The sequence below is a fragment of the Polynucleobacter brandtiae genome, from assembly GCF_002797575.1.
Classification (GTDB): Bacteria; Pseudomonadota; Gammaproteobacteria; order Burkholderiales; family Burkholderiaceae; genus Polynucleobacter; species Polynucleobacter brandtiae.
Genome location: NZ_PGTX01000003.1, coordinates 103,250 through 122,622, shown reverse-complemented (window position 1 = coordinate 122,622; position 19,373 = coordinate 103,250). Strand labels below are relative to the sequence as shown.

13 protein-coding genes are annotated in these 19,373 nt (G+C 46.3%); 3 read left to right on the top strand and 10 right to left on the bottom strand.

Annotated features, from left to right (window positions below; translation table 11 throughout):
• Positions 1-2 precede the first annotated feature (2 nt).
• A complete protein-coding gene (ubiA, locus tag B0G85_RS06680; protein ID WP_100379679.1) occupies positions 3-869 on the top strand; it encodes a 4-hydroxybenzoate octaprenyltransferase in 867 nt (288 codons plus the stop codon).
• Here the strand turns inward: ubiA and proC are convergent.
• The 5 genes from proC to B0G85_RS06655 are packed head-to-tail and all read right to left on the bottom strand — an operon-like array spanning position 866 to position 6,414.
• Complete coding sequence (proC, locus tag B0G85_RS06675; protein ID WP_100379678.1) at positions 866-1,744, bottom strand: pyrroline-5-carboxylate reductase; 879 nt, start codon at positions 1,742-1,744, stop codon at positions 866-868. The two genes, ubiA and proC, sit on opposite strands and share 4 nt — an antisense overlap.
• 2 nt (positions 1,745-1,746) lie before the next feature.
• On the bottom strand, positions 1,747-2,466 hold the full coding sequence (locus B0G85_RS06670) for a YggS family pyridoxal phosphate-dependent enzyme (RefSeq protein WP_100379677.1): 720 nt from the start codon (positions 2,464-2,466) through the stop codon (positions 1,747-1,749).
• Positions 2,463-3,743: a glycolate oxidase subunit GlcF gene (glcF, locus tag B0G85_RS06665; RefSeq protein ID WP_100379676.1), complete on the bottom strand. Its 1,281-nt coding sequence runs from the start codon at positions 3,741-3,743 to the stop codon at positions 2,463-2,465. Before glcF ends, B0G85_RS06670 begins: the two co-directional genes overlap by 4 nt.
• Positions 3,744-3,751: 8 nt before the next feature.
• Positions 3,752-4,918, bottom strand: coding sequence for a glycolate oxidase subunit GlcE (gene glcE, locus B0G85_RS06660; protein WP_100379675.1), 1,167 nt, complete (start codon positions 4,916-4,918; stop codon positions 3,752-3,754).
• On the bottom strand, positions 4,918-6,414 hold the full coding sequence (locus tag B0G85_RS06655) for an FAD-linked oxidase C-terminal domain-containing protein (RefSeq protein WP_415836303.1): 1,497 nt from the start codon (positions 6,412-6,414) through the stop codon (positions 4,918-4,920). Before B0G85_RS06655 ends, glcE begins: the two co-directional genes overlap by 1 nt.
• A gap of 36 nt (positions 6,415-6,450) precedes the next feature.
• Between B0G85_RS06655 and B0G85_RS06650 the strand changes: the two genes are divergently transcribed.
• Positions 6,451-7,020, top strand: coding sequence for a cob(I)yrinic acid a,c-diamide adenosyltransferase (locus B0G85_RS06650; RefSeq protein WP_100379674.1), 570 nt, complete (start codon positions 6,451-6,453; stop codon positions 7,018-7,020).
• Positions 7,021-7,072: 52 nt separating this feature from the next.
• Here B0G85_RS06650 and B0G85_RS06645 read toward each other — a convergent pair whose 3' ends face one another.
• Genes B0G85_RS06645 through B0G85_RS06630 form a run of 4 tightly spaced genes read right to left on the bottom strand, consistent with a single transcriptional unit; the run spans position 7,073 to position 14,788 of the window.
• The gene (locus B0G85_RS06645; RefSeq protein WP_100379673.1) at positions 7,073-8,197 is read right to left on the bottom strand and encodes a 3-deoxy-7-phosphoheptulonate synthase; all 1,125 of its coding nucleotides are present in this window, start codon (positions 8,195-8,197) and stop codon (positions 7,073-7,075) included.
• A gap of 19 nt (positions 8,198-8,216) precedes the next feature.
• Complete coding sequence (gene tldD, locus B0G85_RS06640; protein ID WP_100379672.1) at positions 8,217-9,707, bottom strand: metalloprotease TldD; 1,491 nt, start codon at positions 9,705-9,707, stop codon at positions 8,217-8,219.
• A gap of 24 nt (positions 9,708-9,731) precedes the next feature.
• A complete protein-coding gene (locus tag B0G85_RS06635; protein ID WP_232725976.1) occupies positions 9,732-10,568 on the bottom strand; it encodes a carbon-nitrogen hydrolase family protein in 837 nt (278 codons plus the stop codon).
• A gap of 2 nt (positions 10,569-10,570) precedes the next feature.
• Entirely contained in the window at positions 10,571-14,788 is a 4,218-nt protein-coding gene (locus B0G85_RS06630) for a YhdP family phospholipid transporter (protein WP_100379671.1), read from the bottom strand.
• A 78-nt stretch (positions 14,789-14,866) separates the two neighbouring features.
• Here B0G85_RS06630 and glnE point away from each other — a divergent pair, with 78 nt between their 5' ends.
• Complete coding sequence (glnE, locus tag B0G85_RS06625; protein WP_100379670.1) at positions 14,867-17,680, top strand: bifunctional [glutamate--ammonia ligase]-adenylyl-L-tyrosine phosphorylase/[glutamate--ammonia-ligase] adenylyltransferase; 2,814 nt, start codon at positions 14,867-14,869, stop codon at positions 17,678-17,680.
• Here glnE and recN read toward each other — a convergent pair.
• Positions 17,677-19,347 (bottom strand): DNA repair protein RecN, encoded by a 1,671-nt coding sequence (recN, locus tag B0G85_RS06620; RefSeq protein WP_100379669.1) that lies wholly within the window; start codon positions 19,345-19,347, stop codon positions 17,677-17,679. The genes glnE and recN overlap by 4 nt on opposite strands.
• Positions 19,348-19,373 lie beyond the last annotated feature (26 nt).

Sequence of the window (19,373 nt, the reverse complement as noted above, 5' to 3'; positions counted from 1 at the left end):
TGATGAATCATTTCCGCTTACGACTAGTTGCTTATGCTCATTTACTGCGCCTGAACAAGCCTATTGGAACCTTGCTTTTACTGTGGCCTACTTTGTGGGCGCTGTGGTTAGCTAGTGGGGGTCCGCCGGATTTAGAGGTACTGATCATATTTATCCTAGGTACATTTTTTATGCGTAGTGCTGGTTGCGCAATGAATGACTTCGCTGACCGTGACTTTGATCGCCACGTCTTGAGAACGAAAGATCGCCCCCTTACTACTGGCAAGATTTCTGGAAAAGAGGCGTTGACGATTGCCGCTACATTGGCGCTCCTTTCTTTTCTACTGATACAAGCCCTCAATACGCTGACCAAAGTACTCTCTATTGGTGCCTTAGCAGTTACCATTATTTACCCCTTTACTAAGCGTTTTTTAGCTGTTCCACAGGCAGTTTTAGGAATCGCATTTGGGTTTGGCATTCCAATGGCTTATGCAGCCGTACTGGGATTTATTCCGCTAGAGGCTTGGGTTTTATTTGTCGGAAATATTTTCTGGGCCATTGCGTATGACACAGCTTATGCCATGGTCGACCGAGATGATGATCTGCGCTTAGGACTGAGAACCTCTGCTATTACCTTTGGTCGATTTGATGTTTTAGCGATTGCGATTAGCTATGGGATCTTACTGATTAGCCAAATAGTCGTCGCGCAATTGGCTCACTTAAATCATTACTTCTGGTTGGGGTGGATTTTGGCGCTAGTTTGTGCCCTGTATCACCTTAGACTCGTCTCATCCAGAAATCGCGCAGACTGCTTTAAGGCGTTTCGCCATAACAACTGGTTAGGCGGATTTTTGTTTCTGGGAATCGTACTGGGATTTGCTCTTAACTAACCCCGACCGAATTCATTACCCATTGCTTGACTACGTTGATCTGCCGCATGAATTGCTTTTTCAAGAGTACCTTGCCAGTCCAATTGCTTGAGTACGTCTAGTGCTGCAGCGGTGGTGCCGCCTTTTGAGGTGACGCGCTCCCGCAGTATGCTAGCGGGCTCATCGGAGTTGTGCGCTAGCTCGCTAGCACCTTCTAATGTGGCATAAGCTAGTTTGCGGGCGGTTATTGCATCAAGCCCAAGTTTTTCACCGCTAGCTTGCAGGGCTTCCAAGAAAGCGAAAACATAAGCAGGGCCACTTCCAGAAACAGCAGTAACTGCATCAATGAGTCTCTCTTCTTTGACCCACACGGCTTGACCCACTGCATTGCAAATGGTTTCTGCGAGGGCGTGGTTAGTGGCGCCTACAGAGGCATCCGCAAATAAACCGGTTATTCCTTTTCCAATTAAAGCTGGGGTATTAGGCATGGCACGGACACAGCAGTCGTGGTCAAGCCAGCGACGCATATCTTGAAGTTGGATACCGGCGGCAATGCTCAAAACAAGGGGTGCTATTACTGGTGTGACTAGAGACGTAGGCGATGGTTTTAGTTTTGCTCTCAATGTTTTCGCCACCAATGAAAAATCTTGTGGCTTGACGGCCATTACGACAACATTATTTTTAGAGAAATCAAATGCGATCTGATCCAAAGTATTCATCACTTGAATCCCAAAGTCTTGCTGTAATTTTTGGTTTGTGACGGCATTTGCTTCGACTACCGAAAACTGACCAATCCTAAATCCACTCGCCAATAACCCACTAATGAGAGCGCGACCCATATTGCCACCGCCAATAAAAGTGATGTGGGCATTTTGATTCATTGATGTAGTGTTCATATTCAGACCTTATCGCGCTTCCCAAAAATAGCACTTCCGACGCGCACGATTGTGCTGCCTTCAGTAATAGCGACCTCTAAATCATCTGACATGCCCATTGAGAGGGTATCAAAAAAGTCATAACCAAAATCTGCTATGTGCATTGTTTTGATTCCAATAAAGCACTCCCTGACAGCTGCTAGCGCTTGACGTTGTTGGACAATATCTTTGCTGGGAGCTGGAATTGCCATGAGCCCCCTCAGCACTAAATGGGGAAGTTTAGTAATTGCAGTACACAGGGCCTCTACTTCTTCTATGGGTAGACCGCTTTTGCTATTTTCCTCGCTGATATTTATTTGAACGCAAACTTGCAATGGTCCAAGGTTGGGGAACTCACCACGCTGCGCGGACAGACGTTCTGCAATTTTGAGGCGATCAATGCTGTGAACCCAATCAAAGTGTTCGGCAACCTCTCTTGTCTTATTGCTTTGGAGCGGGCCAATAAAGTGCCATTCAAGCCAAGGGCGTAGTTTAGCCAGTTGCTGAATTTTCTCAACCCCTTCTTGAACATAGTTTTCTCCAAAAGCACTATGTCCGGCGTGCATTGCCTCTTCAATTGCCCTTGCAGGAAACGTCTTGCTAACTGCTAGTAGCTGGATATCTTCCGGCTCCCTTTTTGCGGCTAATGCTGCGAGTTCTAACCTTTGCTTTACCAGCATTAAATTGTTGGTAATGTTATTCATGATGTAGGGGTAGATTTTCGGGTGATCAACTGATCAATGATTTCTATCCAGTGCAACACTGGAGTGTCATCTTGCTGCAGGTGAGAGATGCAGCCGACGTTGCCAGAAACAATGACTTGGGCACCAGATTCTTCACAGGCAGCCTGTAAGTGTGCCAGCTTATTCTTACGCAGCTGATCGGAGAGCTCGGGCTGGGTCACTGAGTAAGTGCCAGCGGAACCACAACATAGGTGGCTATCTGCACATAGGCGTGCACCGATACCAATACTGGCTAATAGACCCTCTACTTTTCCTCGAATTTGTTGACCATGTTGCAAGGTGCAGGGAGGATGGTATACGACGCCTGGCTTTGGATCAGCTCCGACGAGTGCTAGTAGCTCAGTCTGTAAAAGGGGAAGAATTTCAGAAATATCTTTGGTGAGATCGGAAACCTTTTTTGCTTTAGCTGCATATGTGGTGTCGCTAGCCAGAAGGTGTCCATAGTCCTTAGCCATAACGCCGCAGCCAGAGGCTGTCATCACAATTGCCTCCGCACCCTTTTCTATCAGTGGCCACCAGGCATCGATATTTTGCCTGGCATTATCTAGGCCGCCTGCTTGATCATTTAGGTGATAACGCAATGCTCCACAACAAGTAGCATTCGGCGCGCTAATAAGTTCAATTTTTAGTGCATCTAATACGCGTGCAGTAGCAGAGTTAATATTGGGTAGCATACCCGGTTGCACGCAACCCTCTAGCAATAACATTTTGCGAGCATGCTGGGTGGTTGGTCTTGCATATGGATCTGTATCGCTGGCTAAGGCCTTATTTTTAATTTCAGGTACCTTGCGCTTAATACTACTTGGCATTAGGGGGCGCACTAAGCGACCAAGCGTCATCGCTGAGTTGAATAAAAGCGGGCTAGTCAAACCCTCTTTAAGGGCCCAACGAGTCAGTCGTTGCGATAGAGGGCGTGGAGCGGTTTTCTCTTCTGCCCACTTACGACCGATATCAATCAGATTGCCGTACTGCACGCCACTAGGACAGGTACTTTCACAGTTACGGCAAGTCAAGCAGCGGTCAAGGTGCAGACGGGTTTTTTCGGTAGGTGCCTGACCTTCAGCCATTTGTTTGATTAAATAGATACGACCGCGTGGGCCATCTAATTCATCACCCAGAATTTGGTAGGTAGGGCAGGTCGCAGTGCAGAAACCGCAGTGAACACATTTACCAAGAATTCGGGCGGCTTCAATACCATCAGTAGTATTGGCAAATTGGGGGGCGAGTTGAGTTTGCATGTAAAGGCTTATGGAAGGCGGTGAGAGGCAAATACACCTGCTGGATCGAATGCATTGCGCAAGCGCGCTTGAACAGCCTCTAGTGCGGCTGAATGGGCTTGTTCGCTTAAGAGGGTAAAGCGTTGATAGCTTGGGTCCACGTTGGCACCCTGCTTGAAGCGGCTAGCATGTCCCCCGTGAGTATTTGCAAGTATCTTGATGGAGGCAAAGGTAGATTCATCACCTGACGCTTTTAACCAGCGCTGTTGGCCATGCCACTCCAGCACAATCTCATCTTGCATACCTGGCAGGGTGAGTGAGCCACAGGCTGCTGGTAGGGATAAACGATACAGTGTTTCATCTGGGCTCAGATTGGTAAAACTGGGCAATTGTTGTTCGCGCAGATCACGCCAGAACGATTTGGCAACTTCTGGATCTAGTTCAACAGCATTTACAGCGGCACTCATCAGGGGAATCGCTGCTTTCACAGCGGCGGCTGCGCCCGATAAACGAATCGTCAGCTCACCCTCCTTGTTTGACTTGGCTGAGCCAATCCAGCAACTTGCTGCAAGGGGTAAAGGCTGGCCAGCCCATTGATTAGTGAGTTGTAAGGCATGTGCTTGTGTGACTGCGCACCGAAGAGTAGTTGTTGCTGCGGGTTTCGGTAATACCTTCACTGATGCTTCTAGTAGGAGGGATAAGGTGCCCATAGAGCCTGGCAGTAAGCGTGACACGTCATACCCAGCAACATTCTTCATTACTTGGCCACCAAAAGATAAGTCCTGGCCTTTGCCATCCATGATGCGCGCACCCAATACAAAATCTCGCAGATTGCCAGCGCTAATTCTGCCGGGCCCTGCAAGCCCTGCAGCAATTGCCCCGCCAAAAGTAGCATTTTCACCAAAGTGTGGCGGCTCAAAAGGGAGCATTTGATTCTTATCCGTTAGAGCGGCCTCAATCTCTTTTAAGGGTGTACCAGCGCAGGCAGTGATCACTAATTCTTCGGGTTGGTATTCCAGAATGCCGGAGTAGGGGCGCGTATCTAGCTTGGTAAATTGGTTATTATTTCCATACCAAGACTTGGTACCACCACCTTGAATTGAGAGAGGCGTCTGCGTTTTAGCAGCGGCTAAAATTTGCTCACGAAATAATTCAATTTGCTTGATAGCAGCAGGATTAGAATTTTTACGTGGCATTAAAAGCGCTCCAACTCTGGATGGGGTAAATTACCGCCACTGATCCGCATGCGACCATATTCAGCGCAACGATTGAGGGTTGGGATGGCTTTGTCAGGGTTCAATAAATGTTCAGGATCGAAAGCACTCTTGACCCCCCAAAATGATTCCCTTTCACCTTCACCAAACTGAACACACATGGAATTAATTTTTTCAATACCCACACCATGTTCCCCAGTAATCGTGCCATCCAATTCAACACAAGCTTCCAAAATTTCAGTGCCAAATTCTTCTGCACGATGCCACTCATCTTGATCTGCACCGTTGAATAAAATAAGGGGATGCATATTGCCATCACCCGCATGAAATACATTTAGGCAGGCAAGGCCATATTTTTTTTCCATACCTTGAATACGCTTAAGTAGGGTAGCGATGTGGCGACGAGGTATGGTGCCATCCATACAGTAGTAATCGGCTGCTAATCGACCAGCAGCAGGGAAGGCATTTTTTCGACCACTCCAGAACTTCAAACGCTCAGCTTCATCTTGAGAAATCTGAATACCACTTGCACCGGCTTGCTCCAGCACACTGGTCATGCGCTCTATTTCTTCGGCAACTTCTTCGGGAGTGCCATCCGATTCGCAAAGCAAAATGGCTTCCGCATTGAGATCGTAACCGGCGTGTACAAATTCTTCTACTGCTCTTGTAGTTGCTTTGTCCATCATTTCGAGACCAGCAGGAATAATGCCCGCTGCAATAATGGCAGCGACAGCATTGCCACCTTTTTCAATGTCGTCAAAACTCGCCATAATGACGCGTGCTAATTTTGGCTTAGCTACCAGCTTTACTGTCACCTCGGTAACCACAGCAAGCATGCCTTCGCTACCAATGACGACGGACAATAAGTCTAGGCCTGGAGCGTCTGGTGCAAGACTACCAAATTCCACAGCTTCGCCATTCATTAAAAGACCGCGAACACGTAAGATGTTATGAAGCGTTAATCCATATTTAAGGCAGTGCACCCCACCAGAGTTTTCATTGACGTTGCCACCAATGGAGCAGGCAATCTGAGAAGAGGGATCGGGTGCGTAATATAGGCCTAGATGCGCAACAGCCTCAGAAATAGCTAGATTACGCACCCCAGGCTGAACTACAGCCGTACGAGTAAATGGATCAACCTGAATGATTTTTTTGAGTTTAGCTAATGACAGAACTAAACCTTGGGATATGGGCATTGCCCCGCCTGATAGGCCAGTCCCGGATCCACGGGGTACTACAGGGATGGCCATGGCGTAGCAAATCTTCAAAATTTGGGCAACTTGAGCCTCTGTTTCTGGCAGGGCAACTGCTAAAGGCATGCGCCTATAGGCTGCCAAACCATCGCATTCATAGGGAATCGTATCTTCAGGCTCCCAAAGCAGAGCATGCTCAGGAAGAATAGGTCGCAACGCTGCAACCAATTTGGATTGAAGGAGCGCAATGGCTGCGATGTCTGGGGGTGGGGTAACCATGTTCATAAGAATCATTTTAGCCATTTACTTATAATTAGTTCTATGGGAAATCGACTTTCAAAAATAGCCACCAGAACTGGCGATGCGGGTATGACCGGTCTTGGCGATGGCAGTCGCGTTGAAAAGGACCATTTGCGCGTCTGCGCTATGGGTGATGTTGACGAATTGAACTCTGAAATTGGGGTTTTAATGACCGAATCGATCCCTGAGGCCATTTCAGAGGAGTTTCACACCCTGTTTTTCCAGGTTCAGCATGACTTATTTGACTTGGGCGGAGAGCTTTGTATTCCCAACTACACATTGCTCAAGCCAGAGCAGGTAGCCCAACTTGATATCTGGTTGGAAAAATACAATGCCACATTGCCACCTTTGACAGAATTCATCTTGCCGGGAGGTTCTCGGGCAGCCGCACAGGCACACGTTTGTAGGACGGTATGCAGGCGTGCCGAGCGATCGATAGTGCGCTTAGGGCGGGAAGAGCCTTTGCATGATTCACCGCGACAATACGTCAATCGTTTATCCGACCTGTTATTTGTATTGGCGCGGGTACTCAATCGCACTGCTGGTGGTGATGATGTACTTTGGAAGCACGAAAAAAAAGAGACTAAATAAACTAGCCCCTTTTATATATTTCTAATCTGTAAGACGTAATTTTTCAACTGCCTTATTTTTTTATATTTCTACGATTCTTCACTGACAAGGCAAGTCGCTGTAATACATTGACTGAATCTTCCCAGTTAATGCAGGCATCAGTGATGCTTTGACCATACTCAAGCTTGCTAGGATCATCTTTTCCTGGTGAGAATTTTTGAGCACCGTCTTTTAAGTGACTCTCAATCATCACACCAAAAATCTGATGTGAACCAGATTCAATTTGTTCTGCAATATTTTCAGCAACAACCATTTGACGCTCATGTTTTTTACTAGAGTTAGCATGAGACATATCGACCATTAAGCTGGCCGGCAGCTTTGATGACGACAACTCAGCACAAGCAGATTGCACATATTGCGCTTCGTAATTAGGCTCTTTGCCGCCACGCAAAATCACGTGACAGTCTTTATTGCCCTTGGTTTCTACGATGGATACTTGACCATTTTTATGAACCGATAAAAAGTGGTGTGGACGGCTTGCCGCTTGAATTGCATCCGTCGCTATTTTGATATTGCCATCGGTGCCATTTTTAAAGCCAATCGGTGCAGATAAGCCTGAAGCAAGTTCGCGGTGAACTTGGCTCTCAGTGGTGCGTGCGCCAATGGCACCCCAAGAAATCAGGTCGGCAATATATTGCGGAGAAATAACATCTAAAAACTCACTACCAGCGGGCATACCTAGTCGATTAATTTCCATCAATACTTGACGAGCCATACGCAGACCCTCCTCAATACGATAGCTTTCATCTAGGTATGGGTCATTGATCAAGCCCTTCCAGCCCACTGTTGTGCGTGGCTTTTCAAAGTAGACGCGCATCACAATTTCTAGTTCACCTGAAAAACGCTCTCGCTCTGCAAGTAGGCGTTGGCAGTACTCTAGAGCAGCGTGTGGATCGTGAATCGAACAAGGTCCAATGATGACCAGTAAGCGATCATCTTTGCCATGAATAATGTCCCGAATTCTTTTCCGGGTTTTGCTGATTAGCGCCTCTGTAGGCGTTCCTGCAATTGGAAAGAAACGAATTAAATGCTCGGGCGGAGGCAGAACAGTAATGTTCTCAATGCGTTGATCATCTGTATCCGACGTTTTATCAACGACCGAGTACCAATTAGCGGGATTCGTATTTTGTTGGCTCATACTACTATTTTAAGCCGTATCAGGCGGTACCACCGACAGTTAGGCTATCAATTCGTAAAGTAGGCTGGCCAACGCCCACTGGAACGCTTTGGCCTTCCTTGCCACAAACCCCAATTCCACCGTCTAATTTGAGGTCATTACCGATCATGGAGACCTGTTTGAGGGATTCTGGACCGCTACCGATGATTGTGGCCCCTTTGACAGGATATTGAATCTTGCCGTTTTCAACCCAGTAAGCTTCTGAGGCTGAAAAGACAAATTTACCGCTCGTAATATCGACCTGGCCACCGCCAAAGTTCACCGCATAAAGACCGCGCTTGATGCTGGCGACAATTTCTTGGGGGTCATCTTTACCCGCCAACATATAGGTATTTGTCATTCGTGGCATCGGCAGCGAGGCAAAGCTCTCGCGGCGGCCATTGCCTGTAAGGGGCATCTTCATGAGGCGGGCATTTAAGCTGTCCTGAATATAGCCTTTCAAAATGCCATCCTCAATCAAAGTAGTGCACTGGGTGGGTGTGCCTTCATCATCAATATTGAGTGAGCCACGACGACCTGAGAGTGTTCCATCGTCTACTACGGTGACCCCTTTGGCTGCTACACGTTGACCGATGCATCCTGCAAATGCAGAGGAGCCTTTGCGATTAAAATCACCCTCTAAGCCGTGACCGACCGCCTCATGTAGCAAAACACCAGGCCAGCCCGGCCCCATCACTACGGTCATTGGCCCGGCGGGTGCAGGACGAGAATCTAAATTAATCAGGGCGCCATCTACCGCCTCATCAACATACTGATTAATCAAATCGGTATTAAAGTAATGGTAGTCATGACGAGCACCACCTCCAGATGATCCAGATTCGCGTCGACCATTTTGCTCCGCAATCACATGCACTGATACGCGCACTAGCGGCCGCACATCAGCTGCTAAAAGCCCATCTGCTCTTACCACCATGACGACATCAAATTCACCGGCAAGACTTGCCATTACCTGAATAATGCGCGGGTCGCGGGCTTTGGCACGACGCTCAATACTTTCTAACAAGGCAATTTTTTCTTGGGGCGCTAAAGAATCCAATGGATTTAAATCTGAGTAAAGTTGATTGGAAGTAGGGGTAAATAGCTTTGTAGCAACGGCTTGTTTACCACCTTGTGGGCCAATAACTCTAGTGGATTTTGCTGCTTTGCTTAAGGCATCTAAATTAATTTCATCGGAATAAGCAAAGGCTGTTTTATCGCCATAAATAGCGCGCACACCAACACCTTGATCAATATTGAAACTTCCAGATTTCACAATGCCCTCTTCCAGACTCCAACTTTCACTGCGAGTGTGCTGAAAGTACAAATCAGCATCGTCCAATTGATGGGTAAACATATTCCCAAAGGTGCGGTGTAAGTCTTGCTCAGACAGTCCGGTTGGCTCGAGCAAAATAGATTTCGCCAGCTTGAGAAGATCGGCTTGTTTTTTAGGTTTGGTCCAATCGCTTGGAAATAGGGCTTCCGGTGCTCTCATTTGTATTTGACTGAACTTTCTTTGTTAAAGCTTGCGATGTTGAAGTGCGGGTAACTTAGAGCGTACTTCTTTTAATTTATCTTTGCTGAGGATGCCCGTAATCAATCCGTTACCTTCAGATAAATCACTTAGTACTGTACCCCAGGGATCCACTAGCATGCTGTGCCCCCAGGTTCGCCTTTGATTAAGGTGAACTCCGCCTTGGGCTGAAGATAGTACGTAGCATTGATTTTCGATTGCGCGCGCACGAAGCAAAATCTCCCAATGCTCTTTGCCAGTAGTGTAAGTAAAGGCCGCAGGAATAATATGGCAATCTACTTGGCCCATCTGCCTGTAAAGCTCTGGAAAGCGTAGGTCATAGCAAATACTTAATCCAAGACGCCAATCAACTTGATTGATGTTAATGGTGAAGTGGCCTGGAGTATCGCCTGCTTCAATGGTGGCTGATTCCTCATAGCGTTCCTGTGCACTCTGGAAGCCAAATAAATGGATTTTGTCATAGCGCGCAATTTGCTTTCCATGAGGGTCAAATACTAGTGTGGTGTTTAAGACTTTATTAGGGATACTGGCTACGAGCGGAATAGTACCTGCAACTAAATGCAGATGATTTTCTAAAGCGATCGCGGCAAGCCGTTCTTGAATCGGACCACTTCCAAGTGCCTCGCGTGCATCGACCTTATCGGTATCTTTCAGTCCCATTAAGCAAAAATATTCTGGCAAGACTACGACTTGAGCGCCGCCTTTTGCTGCGGCTTGTACGAGGCCTTCTGCAATCTTGAGATTCTCAGTGATATCGGGGGTCGATACCATCTGTATCGATGCTACTTTGAGTTGCGAGGTATTCATTGAATCATTTTGCATACTTAGCTCGGAAGCGAATTAGAGGCAGGAGTGCCAGTAGGATTCTGTTGTGGCGTGGATGGTAAGTCAGGCTTATCCTGCTCTTTTAATAAATTCTTTGTGCGAATTGTATTCAAGGTCTTTGCGTCTAGTGGTTGACCCTTTTGGTCTAGTGGCACCACTTCAGGATCACGCCAAGAGCCCTGTACTAGGTAGTCTGTTTGCATCGTACGATTAATTTGGCTGGTAATTAAGTACTGCCCTAAAACAGCGCCCAGCCCGATAATAGGGTTGATAGCAAATGCAGCCAGCGAGCCAGCTGTTGCATCAATTGTTGGAAATATCGTAATTCGTAAATCTTGAGTTTTCTGTGGGATATTGATCTGACCAGATAGCGCGACTCGAGCCTGGTCTAGGATCATTGTAAATTGCTCAGCTTGCGCAATGCCTTGGTTAATTTCAAACCTACTAGTGATGGATTTAAAAGGCGTACCTTTGGTTGCTAGATTACCTAAACTGCCCCGCAGGTCTAAGGTGGCAAATTTAAATAAGCTTTGCAAGCTGAGTACGTCAAGTAACTTAGCGCTATCTGTATTGACTTCAAGTAAGCGCCCTTGGGCAAGATCAACGCTTACCTTGCCTGTAAGCGAGGCCTCATCAGGCAAAAAAATTGGCCCAGACCAACTGACATTTGCGTTTAATTTCCCTGTTCCACCCTCTACGGACTGCGGGTTACTCCATCTCGAAATCATACGGCCAAAATCTTTTACATCTACGTTAGCGCTAAGCGAACTCATTTCTCCAGTATTGGAATTTTTACCGACCCATTGACCCGTAATAGTTGAATTTGCTTGCGGGTTATTTACTTGTAAAGACTCGATCTTGACAGTGTCTTGGGTAGTCTTTGTTCTAAGCTTGATCTGGCCTAATTGCGCTTCTTTTAAAGTCAAATCATCGATCGTAATATCAAGACTTGGAATGTTACTAGGGCTTAAGGCCTGTTTTGTTTGACTGGATTGGCTTCCTGTCTTCTTCATTGCTTGAGTCGAATCTAAAGAGGTGGTTTCGACAACGCGTATTTGTTCAGGTACTTTAAGTTTAGATAAGCGCCCAGTGATCAGGCCGCTAGATTGATCGATGTTGCTCGGGGTCCATTGCATTTGACCAGCCAACAAAGGAGCGCTGAGGCGGAGCTGCCAAGCATCATTTTTTTCGACAGCATTTAAGTTGAAATCGTCCCATGCTCGATCAAGTACGATCAATCTTTTAATTTGCGCTGTAACTTGGGTGCTGTCGCTAGATTTTTCTGCGACTTTTACTTCCGGCATGGAATTTTTAGGCTGGCCCGATCCAATAAAGTCCATCCATGTATCGAGATTCAATTCCTTGCTGACAATGTTAATGGCTAAGCCTTGCTGGGGAAGGTTGAGGGGTGAGCCTATGCCGATGGCGTTTTTATAGACGCCGTCACTATCTAAATTGCCCTGTAAAAAGTAATCCTCTCCAAGCTTGGCAGACCAATCTGCGCGTACTAAGTTTAATTTAGTGGCTGGGAATGTGCGTAATTTCAATTGCCCCAACATAGGACTGCCAGCTAATTTATTTGCTGGGCTGGGCGCTAAAATTGCCCAGTTGCGTAAATCAAATGCTAGATTGGTTTGGCTCCCTAGCTTATTAAAGTTTAAAGAGCCTTCGTATTTCGCGGTACCACTCATAGCGTTTAATAGCTTTAAATACGGTGGTGATCCTGGAATAGTGGCAACATAATTTTTGATAAAGCGAGCATCAGTAGTGCCGCTAATATTAAAACTGGCGCTGTCGGTAGTGCTGAGGGCACTTGAGACGTTTAAATTTCCACCAAGAAAGTTAGCTGTCACGTTTTCGAACTCAGGATTCTTTTCGGTAATGCGAACCTTCCCCTTGAGATTTTCCAGAGGTGGAATCGAGCCCCACTGTACTTTATTGCCAGACAAGGTGAGCTTGGCATCGATGTTGGCATTTTCGATACTGGAAAGGGGGAGCTTTAGTCCAAGATCTAGATTGATTGGACCGGATACAGAAAGATCTTTCACTAAACTAGGCTGCTGAACGCCAATAGGCGATACAGCCACGTACTCCATTATTTGCGAGCCATCGCCAATCACTTGGCCATTAATCAGTAGGATGAGCTTTTTTGCACTGACATCCGGTATCTGGGCATGGACATTACTGATGGCGGTATTTTTATAATTGGCACGGTCAATGTCAACAGATAGAGCGGATTGCTTCATGCCGATTTTGCCATTGATATTATTGAAGGCCGACCAGACACCCTGCTTTGTGGGCATCAATGGTGCCGGCTTATAACTTACCCCAACAATCGGTAAATGCAGTGTGAACTCTCCATTTTGTCCGTCAGAAAATGGAATCTGATCTACGCTACCTTTTATGTGGAAGGAACCATCTTGAATATCACCAGAATCAAAGGCCTTCCCAAGATACTCTCTAATTTCTTTATCCATGCCCACTGGAAGATAGCGGTGTATGGTTGCTAATTTAGCCTGAATAAACTGCATATCGAGTGTGATTTGATCGGATTGCTTTGGGCCTGCTGCAAGATAGTTTAAGTCGAGACTCGCTGTTATCTCAGCGTTACTTAATTGCAATTTCTTGGCATTGATCAGCCAAGCTCCTTTTTGCTCAGTCCAACTGATTTCACCTTTTGCGCTATTAAATATAAATGATGACGCTGATAAAAAATCATCTAGATTTAATTTGAGCTTACTGGAATTGATTGTGAGGTTTCCCTGCTTTTGATTGCTAGTCAGGTTTCCAGTCAAATTGGCGATTGAGGGTAGCGATGGGTTAACCCCTGTAAAGCTAATGTTATTGAGCTTTGCACTGATGCTGAAATCGAGCTTAACGCTGGAAAACCAGTTACCTGGTACGGGAAGACTGGCTAGAGCAGATTTATTTTCTGACCAATTCATTTCTAGATTTTCAAGCTCCCCATTAGCTGCAGCAACCTTAACCCATTGACGTATCTTTTTTGATAGAGGGAGGTTTAGGGCAAATAACGAAATATCTTCCAATTGAATTTTAGGGGATGAGAATCCAAATGTTTTAATTTCACCGCTGGCTTCAGGAGTGCGCCAGCGAAAAGTAATAGGACTTAGTGTTTCTAGTGGCTTTGTTGTGAGATCGTTTGTAGCACGCCATGACAAAGTTTTAGTGGTAATTGAATTAAGACCGCGATCAATTTCCTGTACTAAATTTGTTTCGATTCTCCCAAACTCAATCGGAGCTTCATCCTTGTTGAGTTGAAACTTCAGTTGATCGATAGCTAAGAACAATTGACTTTCATTTGCCTTGCCAGCATCTAGACCAATACTACCTTTGGAGGTGAGCTGTCCTTGTAAGTCGTTTAAAGGAAGGGCGATATCCTTTAATAACTGATTGAGGTTTAAAGCAGAGGTATCCCAGGAAAACTGGCCTGTCCAGTTGTGCCAGTTCCCTGCCTGGCTGCCAAGGCGATGGACAAAGTCTGCGTGAACTTGAATTGGGTTTTGGCTCCAGGGTGTCAGTGCCGTTAACTCAGCTTGATGTTTGCGAATACCATTGTTAAAGCGGAATCGCTCTATATCAATAGTCGTTTTAAGTTTTTGGGTTTGTTGATCTTCCCAAATGAGCTTCGCATGATTTATTTCAATATTATTTTGAGCAAGCAGCCAATTTTCAGTTGACAGATCGCCCGAGCTACTATGAATGGGAATGCCTGCAACAGAAATAAATCCTTTGGCATTTCGCTCAATATATAACTGCACACCATTAGCACTAATTTGATGAAAGTAAGGCGTTAAGTAATAAAAAGATAGCCAACTTAATTCGCCTTGAATGCGCTCAATCATCAGCGGCGCAGCAGCGGGTAAGGCGGATGTTGAATATGGCTTAGTGAGCTTGGTGAGCTGAGTGACTTTAAGACCTTGGATAACAAATTTCGGGCGAATACCAGTCCAAGACACTTGAACATCATCCATGGTGACGCTTGCACCTAAGCGGTTGCTCATCATGCTTTCTAGGGTGGACTTGGACTTTTCAATTTGTGGCCACAGCACAAATCGAACGCCAAGGTGCCCAAGTAGCAATAAGGCCAGAATAAGGCTACCGAGAATGAGTGCACGTTTGCGCCAGCGGCTTCTAGAGCCAGGGGCAGGCTTTTGAAACGCGCTCAATAGGCGATACGGGACGAACTTTTTAAGCATGAGTTCTATTATCCGTCAGCCTTTAAGCGGGCACAACGCTTCTGTGGTTTGAGCTCAGAGTCAGATTAAGATAGGGGAATGATGGATTTTTCGACCCAAATTGAATTTCTTAAGCAGCATTCAACCTACGCACAGCGCTGGCTAAATGCGCGTCCAGACTGGGTTGATTGGTTAAACATCAAAAGTAGTCAAGAGATTGACCTTTCTGGTATTCAGGAGCTATTAAGCCCTTGCCTATTGGCTGTGAGTGCAGCAGAGCACAATGAAGCTCAATTTATGGCGGATCTACGGTTAGCCAGACAACGCCTAATGCTCTGGGTTGCCTACCGAGATCTCAATGGATTGGCTGATCTAACTGAAGTGACTCATGCATTAAGTTATTTCGCACAAGAGGCGGTCAACTTATCAATTGCCTATATTCGCCGCGATCTTGGAGAGCGCTTTGGACTTCCATGGAGCGCTGATAGAGATGCAGAGATGCCATTGATGGTTGTTGGGATGGGTAAATTGGGTGGTATGGAGCTCAATTTGTCTTCAGATATTGATTTAATTTTCTTGTATGAGCATGAAGGTGAGACTCAGGGCGCCATAAAAAGTCTATCCCACCACGAATGGTTTACCCGCATGGGTAAGCGCTTAATTAAGTTTTTAGCTGAGCATGATGAGAATGGTTTTGTGTTTCGGGTGGATATGCGTCTGCGACCGAACGGAGATTCAGGGCCTTTGGTCTGTAGCCTTGATATGCTTGAAGAGTATTTACTGGTCCAAGGTAGAGAGTGGGAGCGCTATGCCTGGATTAAGGGTAGATTGATAACCCCATCACCAGAATCGCCAGCATTTACTACCTGTCAACAAGAGCTCGATCAATTGATTCGCCCTTTTGTTTACCGCCGTCACCTAGACTATGGCGTGATTGCTTCTATCAGGGAGCTTCACGCGCAGATACAACGAGAAGCTGAGAAGCGCTCTTCAGCCCATCAGGGGCGCTCAAAAGACATCAAGTTAGGACGAGGAGGCATTCGGGAAATCGAATTTTTAGCTCAAATGTTTCAATTAATGCGAGGCGGTACAGACCCCCGCTTTCGTATTCGACCCACCCTAGAGGTGCTTGATCTTGTCAAACTGCAAGGGGGCTTATCAGTCAAAGAGATTGAGGCACTCAAGGCAGCTTACCAATTTTTGCGACGCCTAGAGCACCGTATCCAAGTTTGGGAGGATCAGCAAACCCATTACTTACCAGAGGATGGGGCTGCACGTACACGTTTAGCTTTGAGTATGTCGGCTCCCGGTAAGCGGCAAGATCAGTCTGCCTTCTTAATGGAGTTGGATACTCACCAGGCAATTGTTGCGCAGTTATTTGAAAAGGCATTTTTATTAGATGATAGTGCGCGCTTAGATACCGGGCTCTTAACGCTGGGGTGGCAGCCAGATGAGCTTATTTTCCCTGAATCTTTAAAGCGTTGGCTGCTGTGGATGGATAGCGTCAAGAGAAGGCAATTACCAGAAAAGAGCCAGCTCATTTTTAGTAATCTCATTTGTAAAGCCGCTCAGAGCCTTCAAGAAGACAATCTTGCTGCTGGAAAAGATATTGCCTTACTTCGCTTTTTTGATTTACTAGAAGCTATTGTGAGACGTAGTGCTTATTTATCCATTCTGTCTGAGTATCCCAAAGCATTACTCAATGTTCTGGCGCTAATGAGGACTTCTCAATGGGGCGCTGAATATCTAACACAACACCCTCACTTATTAGACTACTTATTAAATTCCAGAACAGAGATCGCGCTCATTGAAGAGCCAGAGCAGTATTGGCAAGAAGTCAGCAGCACTCTTAACCTACGACTTGATGATGTGATGTCAAGCGGGGATGGATCTGAGCAAGCAATGGATATCTTGCGCGTGACCCATCATACGGAAACCTTCATTACTTTATTGGCAGATGTAGGTATTGGAGTTGAACAGGCTCTTTCTGTAGAAAAAGTGAGTGATCATTTATCGACCTTGGCGGACTTGATACTGCAGACCACTTTTGAGCGTGTTTGGCCTAGTGTGGCGCAGAAGTTTGGTATACCAAAAGAACCACTGCCGCCGTTTGCCATTATTTCTTATGGCAAATTAGGAGGTAAGGAGTTGGGCTATGCTTCAGATCTAGATGTAATCTTTCTGTATCAGGCCAAGGAAGGTGACTTCACTCATCAAGAGGTTTATACATTGCTAGCTAAAAGGGTCATTAATTGGCTAACTACCTACACCTCAGCTGGTAGCTTATTCGAGATTGATACCCGTTTACGGCCGAATGGTGCCGCTGGATTTTTGGTGACGAGCACTGACGCATTCAAAAAATACCAACTTCGCGAGGGCGGTAATGCCGCTTGGGTCTGGGAACATCAAGCTTTAACCCGAGCCCGGTTTTCTGCGGGTAGTAAAGACGTTGGATTCGATTTTGATGCCGTACGTTCTGAGGTACTCAGTCAGAAGCGAGATATTGGGGCATTGCGTTTTGAGATTGAAGAGATGCGTCGTAAGGTTCACGCCGGCCATCCAAACCCTGGTACTGATTTCGATTTGAAGCATGATGCCGGTGGAATGGTAGATATTGAATTTATGGTTCAGTATTTAATTTTGGCTCATGCACATAGATTTCCTCAGCTTGTTGCTAATTTAGGTAATATTGCGCTATTACGTATTGCAGGTGCAGCTGATTTAATCCCGCTGGACGTTGCGCAAAATGTCGCGAATGCTTATCGACTATTAAGGGCCCATCAACATCGTTTACGTTTGGATGGGGCAGAAAAAACGAGAGTAAATTTGCGCCAAGAGCCAAAACTTATTGAAGCTAGACAGTCAGTATTGAATTTATGGCAAGAACTCTTCAGTGCTCGCCCTGAGATTTAACCTTGCCCTAGTAATTCTCGGGCATGACGGCGAGTGGTATCGGTAATTGTGGCACCTCCTAGCATGCGTGCAATTTCTTCCACACGCTCGGATCTTCCCAGGAGGCTCACTTGTGAAAGTGTTTTGTCATCGGCCTGTGACTTACTCACTTTAAGGTGATGATTGCCTTGTGCAGATACTTGTGGCAAGTGAGTGACGCACAATATTTGATGTGACTCGCCTAGCTGTCGCAGTAATTTACCTACGGTCTCTGCTACAGCGCCGCCAATACCGGCATCTACTTCATCAAATATCAAGGTCGGAGTAAATGATGCTTTGCTGGTAATAACGCTAATGGCCAAGCTAATCCGCGCTAGCTCGCCACCGGAAGCAACTTTCGCCAAAGAGCGCGGCGTACTACCTGAGTGACCGGCGACTAAAAATTCGACTTGCTCAAGACCGTGGGCGCTACCTTCATTTAAGGGGGATAGGGCAATTTCTAGTTGTCCACCTGCCATCGATAAATCCTGCATAGCTGAGGTCACAAGACTACTTAAGTCCTTTGCAGCAATTCCACGTTTTTGTGTCAGTTGTTTAGCTAGCTTGAGATAGGCGGCCTCCTCTTGCTTTACTTTATCTTGCAATGCGCCTATGTTTTGAGAGGCAGTGAGAGCCTCTAAGCGCTCAGTGGTCTCGTTAAAAAGAGTGGGCAGGTAATCAGCTTCAGTGCGATATTTTCTCGCTGCGCTGTGTAAAGCCTGCATCCGATCTTCGACTAGACTTAAGCGTGCTGGATCTAACTCTAATTTTTGTAAATAGCGATTGAGATGATGTACGGCCTCATCAACTTGAATCTGCGCTGATTCAAGGGCTTGGCTAATGGCGCTCAGTGCAGAGTCATGCGCTGCTAGCGCACTCATATTCACGCTCGCCCTAGAAAGTGTTGACTCGACAGAATTTTCAGCTTCACTCAAAACATCAATAGCCTCTTGGCAGCCACCCATAATTTTTGCACCATTTGCTAGGCGCGCATGCTCATTCTGAATGGCGCTCCACTCACCATTTTGTGGCGACAGTTCAGTTAATTCCTCTAATTGCCATTCCAGTCGTTCGCGCTCTCGCTCAATGTCTTGGCCAGCATTTTCTGCCTGCTCGAGACGACGACGCGAGTCTTGAAGGATTTTGAAGGATTGAGAAACTGTATTTACTAATGTGGTGTGATTTGCATGACGATCTAAAAGTTCGCGTTGCGCCCCACTTTTTAGTAGTAGCTGATGGGCATGCTGCCCATGAATATCGACTAGTTGATCGCCCGCTTCTCGTAATTGAGCTAGTGTAGCCACGCTGCCATTAATAAAGGCGCGACTGCGACCATTTGTTTCTACGGTCCTTTTGAGCAACAGACTTTGTCCGTTTTCTTCAAGTGGGAAGCCTTGCTCCTCTAACCAATGATTGAAGTGATCAAGTTGAGTAGCATCAATACTAAAAAGGGCGCTAATTTCCGTACGGTTGCTACCTTCCCGAATTTGGCTGCTGTCAGCGCGCTCCCCAAGTACAAGACCTAGCGCATCCAAAAGGATGGATTTACCGGCACCAGTTTCACCTGTGAGAACAGTAAAGCCAGATGAAAAGTCAAGCTCTAGTTGATCAACAATGACAAAGTCACGGAGCGTAAGTGTTTGCAGCATGCTTTAGCGTATCAATGGACTCGACA